Origin of the sequence: Lelliottia sp. 7254-16 (genome assembly GCF_002922995.1) — a bacterium.
Taxonomy (GTDB): Bacteria; Pseudomonadota; Gammaproteobacteria; order Enterobacterales; family Enterobacteriaceae; genus Enterobacter; species Enterobacter jeotgali.
In genome coordinates, this window is record NZ_PQVS01000001.1 from 317,364 (window position 1) to 335,440 (window position 18,077).

Annotated in this window: 15 protein-coding genes; 9 read left to right on the forward strand and 6 right to left on the reverse strand. The window is 56.0% G+C overall.

Annotation, left to right across the window (positions count from 1 at the left end):
* The first annotated feature begins 241 nt into the window (after positions 1–241).
* Entirely contained in the window at positions 242–1,252 is a 1,011-nt protein-coding gene (gene adhP, locus C3708_RS01540; protein ID WP_095282050.1) for an alcohol dehydrogenase AdhP, read from the forward strand.
* Between the two features lie 5 nt (positions 1,253–1,257).
* Here the strand turns inward: adhP and C3708_RS01545 are convergent, their stop codons facing one another.
* On the reverse strand, positions 1,258–1,767 hold the full coding sequence (locus C3708_RS01545; protein WP_103946252.1) for an Rrf2 family transcriptional regulator: 510 nt from the start codon (positions 1,765–1,767) through the stop codon (positions 1,258–1,260).
* A gap of 210 nt (positions 1,768–1,977) precedes the next feature.
* Between C3708_RS01545 and C3708_RS01550 the strand changes: the two genes are divergently transcribed.
* The 7 genes from C3708_RS01550 (at position 1,978) to C3708_RS01580 (ending at position 10,438) form a co-directional block, all read left to right on the forward strand.
* Entirely contained in the window at positions 1,978–3,180 is a 1,203-nt protein-coding gene (locus tag C3708_RS01550) for an NAD(P)/FAD-dependent oxidoreductase (protein ID WP_103948948.1), read from the forward strand.
* Positions 3,181–3,324: 144 nt separating this feature from the next.
* The gene (locus C3708_RS01555; RefSeq protein WP_103948947.1) at positions 3,325–4,944 is read left to right on the forward strand and encodes a TIGR04028 family ABC transporter substrate-binding protein; all 1,620 of its coding nucleotides are present in this window, start codon (positions 3,325–3,327) and stop codon (positions 4,942–4,944) included.
* 10 nt (positions 4,945–4,954) lie between these two features.
* Complete coding sequence (locus C3708_RS01560; protein ID WP_103948946.1) at positions 4,955–5,899, forward strand: ABC transporter permease; 945 nt, start codon at positions 4,955–4,957, stop codon at positions 5,897–5,899.
* The gene (locus C3708_RS01565) at positions 5,896–6,747 is read left to right on the forward strand and encodes an ABC transporter permease (protein ID WP_103948945.1); all 852 of its coding nucleotides are present in this window, start codon (positions 5,896–5,898) and stop codon (positions 6,745–6,747) included. The genes C3708_RS01560 and C3708_RS01565 overlap by 4 nt, the downstream gene beginning before the upstream one ends.
* Positions 6,744–8,351: an ABC transporter ATP-binding protein gene (locus C3708_RS01570; protein WP_103948944.1), complete on the forward strand. Its 1,608-nt coding sequence runs from the start codon at positions 6,744–6,746 to the stop codon at positions 8,349–8,351. The genes C3708_RS01565 and C3708_RS01570 overlap by 4 nt, the downstream gene beginning before the upstream one ends.
* Entirely contained in the window at positions 8,348–9,337 is a 990-nt protein-coding gene (locus C3708_RS01575; RefSeq protein WP_103948943.1) for a putative FMN-dependent luciferase-like monooxygenase, read from the forward strand. Before C3708_RS01570 ends, C3708_RS01575 begins: the two co-directional genes overlap by 4 nt.
* A gap of 9 nt (positions 9,338–9,346) precedes the next feature.
* Positions 9,347–10,438 carry an alkylhydroperoxidase domain protein gene (locus tag C3708_RS01580; RefSeq protein ID WP_103948942.1) on the forward strand — a complete coding sequence of 364 codons (1,092 nt, stop codon included), beginning with the start codon at positions 9,347–9,349 and terminating at the stop codon, positions 10,436–10,438.
* Positions 10,439–10,444: 6 nt separating this feature from the next.
* Here C3708_RS01580 and araJ read toward each other — a convergent pair whose 3' ends face one another.
* A complete protein-coding gene (gene araJ, locus C3708_RS01585; RefSeq protein WP_103948941.1) occupies positions 10,445–11,620 on the reverse strand; it encodes an MFS transporter AraJ in 1,176 nt (391 codons plus the stop codon).
* A gap of 120 nt (positions 11,621–11,740) precedes the next feature.
* Positions 11,741–12,382 (reverse strand): Qnr family pentapeptide repeat protein, encoded by a 642-nt coding sequence (locus C3708_RS01590; protein ID WP_095282060.1) that lies wholly within the window; start codon positions 12,380–12,382, stop codon positions 11,741–11,743.
* Between the two features lie 142 nt (positions 12,383–12,524).
* Here C3708_RS01590 and ppk2 point away from each other — a divergent pair, with 142 nt between their 5' ends.
* Positions 12,525–13,343, forward strand: a complete 819-nt coding sequence (gene ppk2, locus C3708_RS01595) for a polyphosphate kinase 2 (protein WP_095282061.1) — start codon at positions 12,525–12,527, stop codon at positions 13,341–13,343.
* A gap of 86 nt (positions 13,344–13,429) precedes the next feature.
* Here the strand turns inward: ppk2 and fdnI are convergent, their stop codons facing one another.
* From fdnI to fdnG, 3 genes are read right to left on the reverse strand one after another with little or no spacing between them, the layout of a single operon-like run.
* On the reverse strand, positions 13,430–14,086 hold the full coding sequence (fdnI, locus tag C3708_RS01600; RefSeq protein WP_095282062.1) for a formate dehydrogenase-N subunit gamma: 657 nt from the start codon (positions 14,084–14,086) through the stop codon (positions 13,430–13,432).
* Positions 14,079–14,963 (reverse strand): formate dehydrogenase subunit beta, encoded by an 885-nt coding sequence (gene fdxH / locus C3708_RS01605; RefSeq protein ID WP_103946243.1) that lies wholly within the window; start codon positions 14,961–14,963, stop codon positions 14,079–14,081. The genes fdnI and fdxH overlap by 8 nt, the downstream gene beginning before the upstream one ends.
* A gap of 11 nt (positions 14,964–14,974) precedes the next feature.
* The gene (fdnG, locus tag C3708_RS01610; protein ID WP_103972657.1) at positions 14,975–18,022 is read right to left on the reverse strand and encodes a formate dehydrogenase-N subunit alpha; all 3,048 of its coding nucleotides are present in this window, start codon (positions 18,020–18,022) and stop codon (positions 14,975–14,977) included.
* Positions 18,023–18,077: the final 55 nt, after the last annotated feature.

Sequence of the window (18,077 nt, forward strand, 5' to 3'; positions counted from 1 at the left end):
AACACGTTACGTTTTACACATGACAGAACCATGACGTTTTTTTGGCAGTTTTCCTCCCCCCATTTATTCAGGGGTTGAATGGTTTATTGATGCTTTAATCGCCTGAAAGACAACGAAATTATTACATTATGTTGCCCCGCCCTTGTATAAAACCGGCAAAGCATCAATCCTTAGGGAGTAAGAACGATTCTCATTTTTCTTGCACGCTATGCAGATACTGAAAATGAACATGGAGAAACATATGAAGGCTGCTGTCGTAACTCAAGATCATCACGTTGACGTCACTGATAAAACCCTGCGCGCGCTGCAACACGGCGAAGCGTTGCTGAAGATGGAATGCTGCGGCGTTTGCCACACTGACCTTCACGTAAAAAATGGCGATTTTGGCGATAAAACCGGGGTGATCCTCGGCCATGAAGGGATTGGCATTGTCAAACAAATCGGCCCAGGTGTTACCTCGCTGAAAGTGGGCGATCGCGCAAGCGTCGCGTGGTTCTTCCAGGGCTGCGGCCACTGTGAATACTGTAACTCCGGTAACGAAACGTTATGTCGTGACGTAAAAAATGCCGGTTATTCCGTTGATGGCGGGATGGCTGAAGAGTGCATCGTCACCGCCGATTACGCGGTAAAAGTACCGGACGGACTGGAATCCGCAGCGGCCAGCAGCATCACCTGCGCGGGTGTGACCACCTATAAAGCGGTGAAAATTTCCCACATTAAACCGGGCCAGTGGATTGCGATTTACGGTCTGGGTGGGCTCGGCAACCTGGCGCTGCAATACGCGAAAAACGTTTTCAATGCCAAAGTGATCGCCGTGGATGTTAACGACGAACAATTGAAACTGGCTGCTGAAATGGGTGCCGATCTGACGATCAACTCCCGTAATGAAGATGCGGCGAAAGTGATTCAGGAAAAAACCGGCGGCGCACACTCCGCCGTGGTGACGGCTGTCGCGAAAGCGGCGTTTAACTCTGCGGTCGACGCAGTGCGCGCCGGTGGCCGCGTGGTGGCTGTCGGTCTGCCGCCAGAAGCCATGAGCCTGGATATTCCGCGTCTGGTGCTGGATGGTATTCAGGTAGTCGGTTCACTGGTCGGAACCCGTCAGGATCTGATCGAAGCCTTCCAGTTTGCCGCCGAAGGCAAAGTGGTGCCGAAAGTGACAATGCGTCCACTGGGCGACATCAACGCGATTTTCAAAGAGATGGAACAAGGCCAAATCCGTGGCCGTATGGTGATTGATTTCCGTTCTTAACGGATTCAGGACGGGCTGCGGCGATCCGTAATCCAGTCCTGCACTTCAATCAGGAATGTATCAGGTGCTTTTCGATACATTTTGCGCGCCAGATCGAGAATGGTGTGGCGCGCCAGTTCTTCCTCCATCCGCTGCTGGGCGCTGTCCATTACCGAACGCACGCCGCACGGCCCGTCGCACACCCATGCAGGTGGTGTTTCGTCAAATACCGCCAGACGCTGACGCACTTCCCGGCACTCAAACATATTCTTTTCGCCATCGATGGCATGAGCCACATCGAGCACCGTGATGAGTTCCGCCGGACGCGCGAGCTTAAAGCCACCGCCCTTACCTTCTGAACTGTTCACCAGTCCCGCACGCGACAGACGAGTAAAGATTTTGCCCAGATAGTCGTAAGGCACACCCTGCAGGTCCGCCATCTCCCTGACGCTTAAATCCCGTTCGTTCCCTTTGGCATCCACCATGCACATCAGACTATGAATGGCGTATTCCACACCGGAACTGTAAAAGGCCATGATTAACTCCGCTCTCATTATTCGTGGTTATTATAGCTGTGTTCGCGAGCGAAAAAACAGCCTGTAAATCACCTGTTACCTAACCTGCTATTTTTACGGTACTTTTCATTTTTTATCATTCTAACTCAGAAAAAAGTTGTCGCAGTTAACTCCGACAAGTATAGTTGCAGTCAGGTCAGACACAAAGCCTGATGAGCAAAAGGATCGAAGATGAAGAAGCATATTTTAATTGTGGGCAGTGGTTTTTCCGGTATGTGGGCAGCGGTGAGCGCGGCGCGTCTGGCGGAACTGAACGAGAGCAGCGATCTGCGTATTAGCGTGCTGGCTCCGCAACCCGAGCTGCGCGTTCGCCCGCGTTTCTATGAAGAAAAAGTGGCAGGCCTGGTGGCTCCGCTGACGGATCTCTTTGCCGAATTGGGCATTGAGTATATTCAGGGCAGCGCTGAACGCATTGATACTAAAGAGAAAGCAGTCTGGTATCGCGACAGCCACGGCAAAACCACCCTCGCTACTTACGATCGTCTGGTTCTCGCCACAGGCAGTCAGACTAAGCGCCCTCCGGTAGCCGGTCTGTCTGAATTTGCGTTTGACATCGACCAACTCGAATCCGCACAGGTGTTCGAAAAACACCTCGATGCGCTGGTTCATCAGCCATCCACTCCTGCCCGTAACACGGTGGTGGTTTGCGGCGGCGGCTTTACCGGCATCGAACTGGCGACCGAATTACCCGCCCGTCTGCGCGCTCGTTTTGGTGAGGATACGCAGACTAAAGTTATCGTAGTTGAGCGTGGCGCAACAATCGGTGGTCGTTACAGCGAAGCCCTGCGCGATGTGATTGCGGATGCAAGCCAAGAACTCGGCGTGGAATGGCGCTTAAACAGTGAAATCGAGTCTGTCGACGCGGCCGGTGTGACCCTGAAAAATGGCGATCGCATTGAATCATCCACCGTGGTCTGGACCGCGGGCGTTGAAGCCCATCCATTGACCACGCAAATTGATGGCGAACGTGATGCTCAGGCACGCCTGCGTGTCAACGAGCTGCTGCAGATCCCCGCGCACCCGGACGTCTTCGCGACTGGCGACACAGCCCATGCGAGAACGGATGATGTCGGCAACACTGCGCTGATGACCTGTCAGCATGCGATCCAGCTCGGCAAATTTGCCGGACACAACGCCGCCGCCAGCCTGCTGAACGTCGAGCCATACCCGTATCGTCAGGTGAATTATGTCACCTGTCTGGATTTGGGTGCCTGGGGCGCGGTGTACACCGAGGGATGGGAACAAGAAGTGAAACTGGTGCGTGAAGAGGCGAAAAAACTCAAAATTGCGATTACCAATGAGCTGATCTACCCACCAGCCGCCGACCGCGCAGTGGCCTTTGCCGCCGCCGATCCGCTGGCGAAGTTTGTTTAGTAACCCCCGCCGCTCCTGACCGGGAGCGGTTTTTCTATATTCCCGATTTCCGGCAATCCTTATCTCAATTCCTTTGTTCCCTTGTTTTCAGCCGCGCACGATGATGAATCCGACGCTAAAACAAAGATTACAAAGGAATTCACCATGCAAACCCCTTTTCGCCTGCCGCTGCTGACGGCGCTGATCATCGCGGGGACCGCCGCGCACGCCGCTGATACGCCGGTTAAAGGCGGGACGCTTGTCTATCTGGAACAACAGGCGCACACCAATCTTTATCCCCCGGCGGGTGGGTTTTATCCAAACGGCGGCATTCTGAATCAGGTCACCGACAAGCTCACCTGGCAGAACCCGAAAACGCTGGAAGTTGAGCCGTGGATCGCCGAAAGCTGGTCCACCAACGCCGACAAAACTGAATACACTTTTAAAATTCGTCCCGGGGTGACCTTCTCTGACGGCACCCCGCTGGATGCCAGTGCGGTGGCTAAAAACTTTGACACCTACGGATTAGGCAACAAAGCGCAACGCCTCCCGGTCTCGGAAGTGATCAACAACTACGATCGTAGCGAAGTGGTCGATGCACACACCGTGAAGTTTTACTTCAAAAAACCGTCACCGGGCTTCCTGCAAGGGACGGCCACCATCGGTTCCGGACTGGTTTCATTAAGCACCCTGAAGCGTAACTTCGAAGAACTGGGCGACGCACGCCATATCATTGGCTCAGGTCCGTTTGTCGTAACAGACGAAAAACTCGGTCGTGAAGTGACGCTCGAAGCGCGCAAAGCGTACCAGTGGGGACCGAAAAATCTCGCGCAGCAAGGCCCGGCGAATCTCGACGGCATCAAATTCATCGTTACGCCGGAAGATAGCGTGCGCGTCGGTGCGCTGCTGGCAGGTCAGGCTGATTTTATCCGTCAGGTTCAGGCCTACGATGAGAAACAGGCCACCGATCAGGGCTATAAAATTTATGCCGCCCCAACGCGCGGCGTGAATGACAGCATCAGCTTCCGCCCGGATAACCCGCTGGTGTCAGATATCCGCGTGCGTCAGGCGCTGCTCCACGCCACCAATGCAAAACAGGTGGTAGAAACTCTCTTCTCGCCAAACTATCCGCAGGCCAAATCGGTGATTGCCGGCTCCGCCGCCGGGTTTGTTGACCTTAGCGACAAGCTGACCTTCGACGCAGCGAAAGCTAACGCCCTGCTGGACGATGCAGGCTGGAAAGCCGGTGGCGACGGTATTCGAGCTAAAGACGGACAACGACTGGCGCTGACCGTTTATGAATCGCTGCCGCAGCCGCAAAACAAAGAGGTGCTGCAACTGGTGGCCCAGCAGTGGCGACAGGTCGGCGTGGCGCTGAGCGTCAAAGCCGGCGATGCGGGCAGCCGCACGCTGGATAATCTCGATCCGTTGAAAACGCCGCTCACCGTGTCAGAAGTGGGACGCGCCGATCCAGACGTGGTGAAAAGTATGTTCTACCCGGCTAACCGCGATGCGCTGCTGCAAAAAGGCGGCTCCAGCGACAAAGTGAAAAACTTCCGCGACGACAAACTCAACGAACTACTGGTGAACATCTCCGCTGAAGTTGATGCGCAAAAACGCCTTCAGTTAACGGGCGATGCCCAGCGCTATTTGCTGGATAACGCTTATGTGATCCCCATTTTTGAAGAGCCGCAGGTCTTCGCCGGTGCGCCGTGGTTGAAGGGTGTCAACTTCGAAGCGGTAGGTCGTCCGTCGTTCTACGGCGCGTGGATCGAAAAACACTAAGGGGACGATGATGAGCCATTATCTGCTGCGACGGGCCGGGATGGGGCTGCTGGTCCTGTGGGCCGCATTTACCCTCTCCTTCGTGCTGCTTCAGGTGCTGCCGGGCGACGCGGTGCTGATTAAATTTCAGAACCCGGATTTGGGACTAAGCCCGGCGCAAATAGAAGAGATGCGTGTCGCCTACGGTGCGGACAGCCCGCTCTGGCAACAGTATTTCCATACTCTGTTTGCCATGCTGCGCGGCGATTTTGGTTTTTCATTGCAGGCGGGCGTACCGGTGAGCGAGCTTGTCGCCAGCAATTTGCCCGACACCCTGAGCCTCGCCCTGCCCGCGTTCGCCCTGGCGGTGGTGCTGGCCTTCGCGCTGGCGTTTTCCGCGCGCTTGCCAGGGCTGCGCTGGATGAGCAACGCTCTTCAGTCGGTACCTGTTCTGTTCATTTCGCTGCCAACCTTCTGGCTCGGCATCGCGCTGATTCAACTTTTTTCCTTCCAGCTACGGCTGATCCCAGTGATTAACCCGTCGCCGCTGCAAGGGCTGATCCTGCCGATCGTTACCGTCGCCATTCCGATCTCCGCCCCGCTGGCTCAAATCCTGATGCGCAGTCTCGATCAGGTTGCGGCCCAGCCGTTTGTCGCCGTCGCACGTGCCAAAGGGCTGAGTGAAACCGGCGTTTTGTGGCGTCACGTCACGGGTAACGCCCTGCTGCCGGTGCTGAATATCGCCGGCATTTTGCTCGGTGAACTGATCGCCGGGGCGCTGATTACCGAAACCGTCTTTGGCCGCAGCGGTCTGGGACAGCTCACGCAGCAGGCGGTGAACAATCAGGACATCACCGTGTTACAGGCGGTGGTGATGATCTCGGCGCTCGGTTTTGTACTGATTAACCTGCTGGTGGATCTGTTGATGCCGCTGTTTGATCCACGTCTGCAACCCGTCACCGGAGGTGCATCATGAGTCTGGTGGATTATGCGGCCGCTGCGCGAAAGCGCGTTCCGGCTCTGCAATATCTCACTATTCAGCCCGGTTTATGGCTGGCGTGGGGTGTGATTGTTGTTGCCGCCCTGGCCGCGTTCGCCCCCGGCCTGCTCACGCAGTACAGCCCGATTGATGGGATCGCAGGCGCACAGCGGCTCGCTCCGCAAGCGGGACACTGGCTGGGAACCGATCAGTTGGGTCGCGACGTTTACGCACGCATTGTATATGGCGCATCGCATTCCCTGAGTGCTGCGCTGGCAGCCGTCGCGATGGGATTGTTCGTGGGGACGGCAATCGGCGTGATTGCGGGCGCTTTTGCCGGGCGCGTGGAGTCGGTGCTAATGCGCCTGGTCGATGTCCTGCTGTCGATTCCGTCGCTGTTACTTTCCCTGACAGTAATCATTTTGCTCGGTTTCGGCACCGTGAATGCCGCGATCGCCGTCGGTGTGGCATCGATTGCCAGCTTTGCCCGCCTGGCGCGCGGGGAAGTGGTGCGCATTCGTCACGCGGATTACGTCGAAGCGGCCTACGGCAGCGGCGGCACCTTCTGGGCGGTGCTGTGGCGACACATTTTGCCGAACTCTCTGACTGCTGTTCTCGCCTTCGCAACGCTCCAGTTTGGTCAGGCCATTCTTGCCCTCTCAACGCTCAGTTTCCTCGGTTACGGCACTCCGCCACCGATTCCGGAATGGGGTCTGCTGATCGCCGAAGGACGTAACTATCTCTCGACGGCCTGGTGGTTGACTACCTTCCCCGGCATCGTGGTGATCGCCGTGGTACTTGCCACCAACCGTATCAGCCAGCAGTTAAACGGAGGCCGCTCATGACCGTTCTATCCGTTGAAAATCTGACCTTAAGCTATCGCATTGGCCGCCAGTGGCGCGAAGTCGTGCATAACGTCAGCTTCACCCTGAAACGCGGCGAAATGCTGGCTTTTGTCGGCGAATCCGGTTCCGGGAAAACCACCACCGCGCAGGCGATTATTGGCCTGCTGGCGGAAAATGCCCGTCGTGATAGCGGCAAAATTGTTCTCAACGATGAAGAGATCGGTCAGTGGTCGGCGAAACGGCTCAACAGCCTGCGCGGAGCGCGTATCAGCCTTGTGCCACAGGACCCCGGCAACTCACTGAATCCGGTTAAAACCATCGGCGCACAGGTGGGCGAAATCCTGCATATTCACCAGAAAATCACCTCTGCTGAGCAGGAAAGCCTGGTGCTGGCCCTGCTGACCAAAGTCGGGCTGAGCCACCCTGAACAGCGCATGAAACAGTATCCGCACCAGCTTTCCGGCGGAATGAAGCAGCGGGTGCTGATCGCGATTGCCATCGCCCTGCGCCCGGATCTCATCATCGCCGATGAACCGACAAGCGCGCTGGACGTGACGGTGCAAAAACGGATTCTCGATCTGTTGGATATTCTGCGCCGCGAGTCGGGCACAGCGGTGCTGTTTGTGACGCACGATCTGGCTCTCGCCGCACAACGTGCCGATCGCTTACTGGTATTTCGTCACGGCGAAGTGCAAGAGCACGGCGCGACCGCCGACGTGGTGCGTACCCCGCAGCACGCCTATACCCGTCAGTTGCTGAACGATTTGCAAGGTTCGCGGTTAACCATCGCTCCGGTATCAGGCCATCGGCTGGCATCCGCCGCCATTCGAGCGCAAAACATCAGCAAACAATTTTCGCTCAGCAAAGGTCACGCTTTGCAGGCGCTGGATAACGTCAGTTTTGACGTACAGCGCGGCAGCACTCATGCACTGGTTGGCGAATCGGGATCGGGGAAAACCACGCTTGCCCGCATTTTGCTGGGATTCGAGCAGGCAGACAGCGGGCGCGTCACCATTGATGATATCGATGCAACGCAGCTTAGCGTGGAGGCCCGCCGCCAGCTGCGGCAAAAAATTCAGTTCGTGTATCAGAACCCGTTTGCTTCGCTCGACCCACGACAGACGCTGTTTGAAATCATCGAAGAACCGTTAAAAAACTTCGGCAAGGCTGCCAAAGCGGAACGCAAAACCCGCGTCGAGGCCGTCACCACGCGGGTCGCCCTGCCGCTGGAACTGTTGAATCGCACGGCGCGCGAACTCTCCGGCGGTCAGCGCCAGCGCGTAGCCATCGCCCGCGCCCTCATTCTGGAACCGACGATTCTGGTGCTCGATGAAGCGACTTCTGCGCTGGACGTCACAGTCCAGGCTCAGATTCTTGCCCTGTTGCAACAGCTTCAGCAGCAGTTGGGGCTGACCTATCTGTTTATTACCCACGACCTGGCAACCGTTCGTCGCATCGCGCACAGCGTGACGGTGCTTAAGAGCGGCCAGGTGGTTGAACATGGCACAGTTGAAACGCTTTTCTCCTCACCGCAAAACAGCTACACCCGTGAGCTGATCGACGCCATTCCCCATTTTTCACCCGTTACGGAGGAATACGCATGACGCGTAAACGCCTGGGATTCTTTACCCGCCTGCTGGATGATGCCCCGCCCAAAGAGCGCTATCACCTGGCGACAGAACAGATCCGCCATGCCGAGCGTTCTGGGTTTGATACGGCCTGGATTGCCCAGCACCATTTCCATGAACGGGAAGGCGGCCTGCCATCACCGCTGGTATTCCTCGCCCACGTTGCGGCGCAGACGGAAAAAATTCGACTGGGTACCGCAATTATCACCCTGCCAATGGAGAACCCGCTGCGCGTGGCAGAAGATGCGGCGGTGCTGGATTTGCTGGCCGACGGGCGTCTCGAAGTCGGTTTTGGTTCCGGCGGCACGCCGACCTCGTTTCTGCCTTTTGGTCTGACCTTTGAACAGCGCGGCGCGGCATTTGCGGATCATTTGCATCTGATTCAGAGCGCCTGGCGCGGGGATTCGCTCACCCATCCAGATAATCATCTTTACCCGCCTGCGCCACAGCTGGCGGAGCGCGTATGGATCGCGACGTTTTCCGTTGAGGGCGCAGTGCGTGCGGCGCAGGCCGGACACGGGCTGATGTTGTCCCGTACCCAGCCTCGTCCGGCCGATCGGCTCGATCTCGCTCTCGACCAGATTCAGAACCCGATTGTCGACGCTTATCTCAATGCGTTGCCCTCGGGCGTTGCACCGCGGATTTTGGCCTCTCGCACAGCATTTGTGGCCGACAGTGATGAGTACGCCCTGAAAGTCGCAACGCCGGGTTTAACCCGACAGGCGCAGGCACATGTTGCAGCGGGTCATGCCGTTTTAGGTGACAGTGTCACGGATTATATTCGTCAGTTCGACGCCCATATCGGCACGCCACAAACGGTGCTGGCGTCGCTTTCCCAGGATTCGGTCCTCAGACGAGCAACGGATATTTCATTCCAGGTCCACTCCGTTGAGCCGTCCCATCGGGACACCTTACGTTCGATTGAGCTTATTGCAGAACATATCGCCCCTCATATTCTTTAAGGAGTCCCTATGTCTTTAAGTCAGGATATTGTTGCCGAATTAGCCGGGATCGCGCCGGGTTCACCGTTGGCTACTGTCCGCGCGACCCGCGACGCCGCGACGCGTCATGCACAGGGCAGCTATGAAACCCTCTTCAGCCAACAGGACGCCGCGTTTGGGCTGGATGAACGTGTGGCCGTCGCCGCGAAAGTTGCGAAATGGCACAACGCCGATGCGCTGGCCGCTCACTACGCCGGTTTTGGTCTGGCTGACCCGACATCAGCACGGCTCACGCCTGCGCTGACTTTTGCCCGTCTGCTCACCTTCTCGCCCGTCGAAGCCACACCTGGCGCGCTGAACGCGCTGACTCAGGCGGGTTGGAGCAAAGAGGCGATCGTGACGCTGGCACAGCTGATCGCGTTCGTCAGTTTCCAGAGCCGTCTCATCGTCGGACTCCGTTTGCTCAATGACAAAACCGTTGCCGCAAGCGACACGCCTGTTGCGGCGGGAATTTGGCACACCACGCCCACGACGAAAAGCGGTAAACCTGCGCCAGTGCAGTTTACTCAGCAGGAGCTGGGCTGGGAGCCGTGGCTGGCGTCCAAACCACTGGCGGAATTTAACGCCGATGAACAGGCGACTCTCGCCAAATTTGGCCATACGGAGTCTGATTATTTCCGTCTGCTTGCGCGCAATTTGCCGGTGCTGGAGCAGCGCACGCTGACCGATAAAGGGATTTTTTATACGGCTGGCGGCCTGCCCAGAGCAGAGCGTGAACTGGCGGCAACCGTGACCAGCAAAGTAAACGGCTGCATTTACTGCGCATCTGTCCATGCGCGTAAAGCCAGCCAGTTGTCGAAGGATGACAACGCGGTTGAAGCACTGCTGGCGGTGCGTCCGGGTCAATCGTTAAGCGAGGGGCAATCAGCTCGCTGGCAGGCGGAAATTGATTTTGCTGCAGCGCTGTCCGTGACGCCGCCGGCTATCACGCCAGCGCATCTGGCGGAACTGGAGAAGCAAGAGCTGGACACGCTAGAACAGCTCGATCTGATACAGTCCGCGGCGTTTTTCGCCTGGGCCAACCGGCTCATGCTGACCCTTGGCGAACCGTACCTTCCTTGACAGACGTCAGGCTAGCGCGCTGGCGCTAGCCTGAGCACGTTTGGCTTTTTGACGGCCATACAGCAGCAGCGACGACATCGCGGCGAACGAGAGGAGCGCCGCCGGTAGCGTCACGTAGCTCCAGCTGTAACCGAGCGTGATCATCATCCCGCCGAAATACGCCCCGATAGCACTCCCGAGGTTAAACGCCACCTGCCCGCCTGCCGCACCCAGCAGTTCACCGCCCTGCGCGTTTTGCAGCAGCATGATTTGCAGCGGCGCAGACAGCGCAAACAAGCCCGCACAGCAGATAAAGCCCATCACCAGCGATGCCGACGGGTTTTCACCAAAGGCAAACAGCATCAGTAGCGACAGCACAATCACCAGATCGGTGGTCGCGGCAATACGCAGCGGGCTGTAGCGACCCGACAATTTGCCACTGAGCAAATTCCCCAGCACCATACCGAGGCCCATCAGCATCATGATGATGGTCATAAACCCTGCCGAAAACCCGGAAACGTTAACCATAAACGGCTTCACAAAGCTGAACCACGCAAACACACCGGCATTGCCGAACATGGTGGCGGCGAAGATCAGCCAAGGTTCCGGCTTTTTCAAAAAGTGAAACTGTTCCGTGAGCCGGGTTTCCGTTTTATCGTAAAGATTCGGCACCCACAGAACGACCGAGAGGATCACCAGCGCATCAAATGCCGCAATCAGGAAAAAGGTGTAGCGCCAGTTGTACTCGTGGCCGAGCCAGGTGCCCAGTGGGACGCCAACCAGATTAGCGACCGTCATCCCGGCAATCATCCCCGACACGGCGAGCGTGACTTTGCCCGGCGGCGCGATTTTAGACAGAATGATCGCCCCGACGCCGAAAAATGCCCCGTGTGGGAAGCCTGACACCAGCCGCCCAATGGCCAGCCAGAAATACGAGGTTGAGAAGGTAAATAGCGCGTTTCCGGCCACACACAGGGCCACCAGGAACAGCAAAACCGTTTTCAGCGAGAACTTATTTGAAAACAGCGCAATGATCGGTGCGCCAATGACCACGCCAAAAGCGTAGTACGAAATCATACTCCCGGCGGATGGGATCGAAATGCCGGTATCCTGCGCCAGCTCGGTCAACACGCCCATGATGCCAAACTCGGCCATCCCTAAGCCAAAAGTGCCCAGCGCCAGTGAAAAAACGGTTTTTTTCATACCACAGCCATTTGTTAAAAATTTGCAACAGCCATTATTGAACAAACTGGTATGGTGAGCCAGTTCGAATTAGCGCTCTGACAGGTTAATCCATTATTTCGGGTAGGGTTGTGAATAGGTTTACCCAATTATGGCTACGCCCAGTCGTTCCATAATCTGCGCCACCTGATAACTGTCGAGCTTAACGCCCTGCAAATCTACGCCGCGCACGTCCAGATCGCCCAGTTCAGAATTGGTCAGATCGCAATGCGTGACATTGGCCGCTCGCCAGTCGAACGATGAAAATTCGCCGCCGGAAAGATCGGAACCACTGAACGTTGCGCCGAGAATGTGCGCACCGTTCCAGCGGTTCTCCCACAGTTCGCACTTCTCAAGCACTACTTTTGAAAAGTTGGCGTAGCTGAGGTTGCTCTTGGTGATGTACGCGCTGCAAAACCAGGTGCGTGAGGTGATCATATTCATAAAGCTGGTGCCACGAAAATCAGCGCCCTGCGCCCGACACTCGCGAATTTCGATCCCCAGCGCGCTGGCGTTTCTGAAATCTGCCATCGTTAAATCACAGCTTTTGAAAATGGCGTCTTTGAGTATTGCTCTGGAAAAATTACCGCCCTGCTGGCTTTCGCGATCGTAAAACTGACAGCCGATAAACTCCGTGCCGGTGAGATCGACACCGGAAAAATCACAGTTTTGAAAAGTCCCGTTTTCAATTTTTTCCCCCGTGAACTGGTTACGGCCAATTCTTTCACCCTTCAACGTCAGCATTTTACGACCACCTGTTTATTTATACAGTCATGGCCGCATTGTAACCTGATCCCTCACCTGCGTGTAAATATTTCCCGCGAGGTTTTGCGAGCACGATTACACTTCAAAGAGTTACCCCTCCCTCCAGCAGAAGAGGATTGTTATGGGAAATATCAAGAAAGTAAAAACCGTGGCGGAAAAAGTTATTAGCAAACCGCTGAAGACGAAGGAGTACGAAAAGGAACTGCGTCGCCTCCACGTTGAACTGGTGAAATTACAGCAATGGGTGGTCACCAAAGGCCTTAAGGTTTGCATTGTCTTTGAAGGTCGGGACGGCGCAGGCAAAGGCGGCACCATTAAAGCCATCACCGAACGTGTCAGCCCGCGTGTGTTCCGGGTTGTTGCGCTGCCCGCGCCGACTGAGAAAGAAAAAAGTCAGCTCTATTTCCAGCGCTACGTGCCGCATTTACCCTCTGCGGGGGAGATCGTTATTTTTGACCGCAGCTGGTACAACCGTGCGGGCGTGGAGCGCGTGATGGGCTTTTGTACGCCGGAACAGGTGCAAAAGTTTCTCGATGGCACCCCGACGATGGAACGAGCAATGGTCGATGCGGGGATTATTCTGATCAAATACTGGCTCGAAGTGACGCCCAAAGAGCAGGAACGCCGCCTGCGTGACCGCATTGACGATGGACGTAAAACCTGGAAGTTATCGCCGATGGATATCAAATCCTTCAAGCTGTGGGATGAATACACCAAAGCACGCGATGCGATGTTTGCCGCCACCGATACCGCCTGGGCGCCGTGGTTTGTTGCACGTTCCGAGGACAAAAAACGCGTCAGGCTTAATGTTATTTCTCACCTGCTGTCGCAGATCCCTTACAAATCGCTGCCCGTCGAACCGGTTAAACTGCCGAAGCGGAGAGTGGGTAAAATCAAACCGACGGATTATCCGTTCAGATATATTGCAGAACGGTTTTAAAAGCGCCGGGGGGCAGCTTCGCCTTACCCGGCCTTCAGAAAGGTCGAACCCGTAGCGCCGGCGGGCAAAGCCGACGGCGCAGAGGTTTACTTGATCCCTTCCGTGCTCTCTTTTTTCGCTTCCAGTCTTTCGACGTCACGATACCAGCGCGGATGATGCTTTTGTGCCCAGCGGCGGCTGACTTTCCCTTCAATCATTCCTTTGATCGACCCTTTCACCCAGAACGCCATATACATATGGATAAGGATCGCGTGGATCAGAATGATTGCCGTGGTCGCATGGATAAGCAAACTGTAACGAATCACCTGTATCGGGAAATAGTGGGCAAAGTACGGGCGCCAGATAATCACCCCGGTCACCAGCAGCACGAAAATCATGCTCATGATGGTCCAGAACATCATTTTCTGTCCGGCATTGTACTTGCCAACTTTGGCGACTTTATGCTCGTTGCCTTTCAGCACTTCGACAATCCCTTTCACCCACGGAATATCCTGCTTATCCGGGATGTTGTGATGCACGAAGCGCACGAACATAAACATCAGCACCACGAAAATTAGCACGCCGAAGAACGGATGCAGAATGCGTCCCATCTGCGGTGTGCCGAAGGTTTCAGTCAGCCATTGCAGCGTCGGGAAGAAGAACGAAATCCCCGATACCGCCACCAGAAAGAAGCAAATGACCACCGTCCAGTGACAGGCGCGGTCGACGAATTTCGTGCGCACAATCATCTTCGATTTACTCATGATGCTCCTCCTCGTCGTCATCCACCTCTTTGTTCGGCCCGATACCGATGTAGTGATAAATCAGTCCGGCAAAGGTGGCGATAAATCCGGCGGCTGACAGCGGTTTCAGCGCCCCTTTCCACAGATTGATAGAGGTATCAATGGCCGGATCTTTTGGCAGATTGTGATAAAGCTCAGGCTGATTGTTGTGATGCAAAACGTACATCACGTGCGTGCCGCCAACGCCCTGCGGGTTATAAATCCCCGCGTTGTCGTACCCGCGCGCTTTGAGCTTATCGACGCGTTCCTGCGCCACTTCAAGCATCTCTTTCTTGGTACCGAAATGAATCGCGCCGGTCGGACAGGTTTTCACGCAGGCAGGTTCTTGCCCGACGCTGACGCGGTCCACGCACAGCGTGCATTTATATACCCGGTTATCGTCTTTGTTCAGACGCGGAACGTTAAACGGACACCCGGCGATGCAGTACCCGCAGCCGATACAGTTATCCTGCTGAAAATCGACGATACCGTTGGCGTACTGAATAATCGCGCCCGCAGAGGGACACGCTTTCAGACAGCCAGGATCTTCGCAATGCATGCAGCCGTCTTTGCGGATCAACCACTCCAGTTTGCCGTTCTGCTCGGTTTCGCTAAAGCGCATCACCGTCCAGGATTTAGCGCTAAGATCTGCCGGGTTATCGTAAACCCCGACGCAGTGCCCAACCTCGTCGCGGATATCGTTCCACTCCGAACAGGCCACCTGGCAGGCTTTGCAGCCCACACAGGAAGAGACATCAATCAGCTTGGCGACTTCGGCCTTATAGTCCCGCACACGAGGTGCGGGAGTCATGGCGTTGGTCGCGGAGCGTTTGATAATGTCTTGTGTTTCCATTGCCATTGAATCGCTCCTTACGCTTTCTCGATGTTGACCAGAAACGCTTTATATTCCGGCGTTTGCGAGTTGGAATCGCCGACGTTTGGCGTCAGGGTGTTGGCGAGATAGCCTTTTTGCGCCACCCCTTCAAAGCCCCAGTGCAACGGAATACCGACGGTTTCTACCTGCTGGCCGTTGACGTTGAGCGTCTGAAGACGACGCGTTACCACCGCCACCGCACGAATAAAGCCGCGCTTACTGCTCACTTTCACCCGGTCGCCGTTAGCAATGCCCTTCGACTTCGCCAGGTTTTCGCTGATTTCGACAAACTGTTCCGGCTGCGCGATGGCGTTGAGCCGCGCATGTTTGGTCCAGGTGTGGAAATGCTCGGTCAGACGATAGGTGGTCCCGACGTACGGGAACTTATCTTTCTTGCCTAAACGCAGCGCATCGTCTTCATACAGGCGAACCACCGGGCTAGAGACCACGTTCGGATGCAGCGGGTTGGTGCCCAGCGGCGTTTCCATCGGCTCGTAGTGTTCCGGGAACGGACCTTCCGCCAGTTTGTCGAGGGCGAACAGACGGCCCAGACCTTCTGGCTGCATGATGAACGGCCCGGTTTTACTGCCCGGCGGCGCGGTGTTGAAGTCCGGGATATCGTTCCCCGCCCACTTCGTGCCGTTCCACTCGATCAGACTGCGTTTCGGGTCCCACGGCTTGCCGTTGATATCCGCCGACGCGCGGTTGTAGAGCACGCGACGGTTAAGCGGCCACGCCCATGCCCAGCCCAGCGTGTTACCTAATCCTGACGGATCGGCGTTATCGCGGTTGGCCATCTGGTTGCCCTGCTCAGTCCAGCTCCCGGCGTAAATCCAGCAGGAGGACGCCGTCGTTCCGTCATCACGCAGCAGCGCAAAGCTATTCAACAACTGGCCTTTTTTCGCCAGCAAATTGCCATTCGGGTCGTAGAGATCCGCCAGCGCAACGCCGTTGTTCTCTTTGGCTACCTCTTCCGATTCCGGATGATCCGGCTGTTTGTAGCTCCAGCCCATTTTCAGCAGCGGTTCTGCACCCTTACCGCCTTCGGAGCGATACATTTCGCGCAGACGATGATAAATACCGGCCAGAATTTCGCCGTCGTTACGCGCTTCGCCCGGAGCGTCCTGGCCTTTCCAGTGCCACTGCAACCAGCGGCCAGAGTTAGCAATCGAGCCATCTTCTTCTGCAAAACAGGTCGATGGCAGGCGGAAGACCTCGGTTTGAATTGACGCAGTATCGACATCGTTCATCTCGCCGTGGTTCTGCCAGAAGTTAGAGGTTTCGGTCACCAGCGGATCGATAACCACCATGTACTTCAGCTTGCTCAGACTGCGCACGACTTTGTTTTTGTCCGGGAAAGAAGCCACCGGGTTAAAGCCCTGGCAGATGTAGCCCGTGACGTTGCCCTTATCCATCATGTTGAAATACTTGATGACGTCGTAGGCCTGGTCCCATTTTGGCAACCACTCAAAGCCCCAGTCGTTCTCTTTCTGCGCGGCATCGCCGTAGAAAGATTTCATCAGGCTAACGAAGAACTTCGGATAGTTGCTCCAGTAGTTCACCTGATCTGGAAGCAGCGCTTTTGGCGTATTGGCCGCAAGATACGTTTGCAGATCCGCCTGCTTTTCAGAAGGCAGCGACAGATAGCCGGTCAGGCTGGTGGAGAGCAGCCCCAGATCGGTCAAACCCTGAATGTTGGAGTGTCCGCGCAGGGCGTTCACGCCGCCGCCTGCCATCCCCATATTGCCGAGCAGCAGCTGGATCATCGCCATAGTACGGATGTTCTGCGCACCGACGGTGTGCTGCGTCCAGCCCAGCGCATACAGGAACGTCGTCGTACGATCGGCTGCGCTGGTCGAGGCCAGCACTTCACACACTTTCAGGAAGTCAGCTTTTGGCGTTCCGCAGATGTTTTCCACCACCTCCGGCGTATAGCGAGAAACGTGCTGTTTGAGCAAGTTCCACACGCAGCGCGGATCGGTCAAGGTTTCGTCGCGTTTCGCAAAGCCGTTTTCATCAAACTGATAGTTCCAGGAGGATTTGTCGTACTGACGTTTTTCTGCGTCATAGCCGCTGAAAAGTCCGTCATCAAAGGCAAAATCGTCCCGCACCAGCAGATTAGCGTTGGTGTAGTGTTTAACGTATTCGTCGTTGATTTTATTGTTTTCAATCAGATACAGCAGCACGCCAGACAGGAACGTAATGTCCGTACCGGAACGAATCGGCGCGTAGATATCGGCTACCGATGCTGTACGCGTAAAGCGCGGATCGACGACGATCAGCGTCGCATCGTTATTGTTTTTCGCTTCCATCGCCCAGCGGAATCCCACCGGATGCGCTTCAGCGGCGTTACCGCCCATCACGACGACAACGTTGGCGTTTTTGATATCAACCCAGTGGTTGGTCATCGCACCGCGACCAAATGTTGGAGCAAGACTTGCTACCGTTGGTCCGTGTCAGACGCGCGCCTGGTTGTCTACCGCCAGCATGCCGAGTGAGCGCACGAATTTTTGCGTCAGCATACCGGTTTCATTACTTGCCGCAGATGCGCAGAGCATCCCGGTGGAAAGCCAGCGGTTCACGGTAACGCCCTGCTCGTTCTTTTCGACAAAGTTGGCGTCACGGTCAGCTTTCATTAATTTGGCGATGCGATTGAACGCATCATCCCAGGAAATACGCTGCCATTTATCAGAACCTGGCGCACGGTATTCCGGGTAACGCAGGCGGTTGTCGCTGTGGACATAATCCAGCAGACCTGCGCCTTTCGGGCAAAGTGCCCCACGGCTCACCGGATGATCCGGGTCCCCTTCAATATGATAAATCGCTTCTTTGGCGTTCTTAGCGCCATCACCCAGGCTATACATTAATAGCCCGCATCCCACGGAGCAGTATGTGCAGGTGTTGCGGATCTCTTTGGCGCGCAGCAGTTTATAGTTACGCGACTGAGCCAGCGCCATTTTGGGCATAAATCCCAACGCAGCAGCTGTTGTTCCGGCCATACCGCCCGCGCAGATTTTAAAAAACTTTCTGCGGCTGACGTCCATTATTGTCCTCGTTCTGTTCAGGAGACTTCGCGGGGGAAACTAGCAGCAAAGCCCC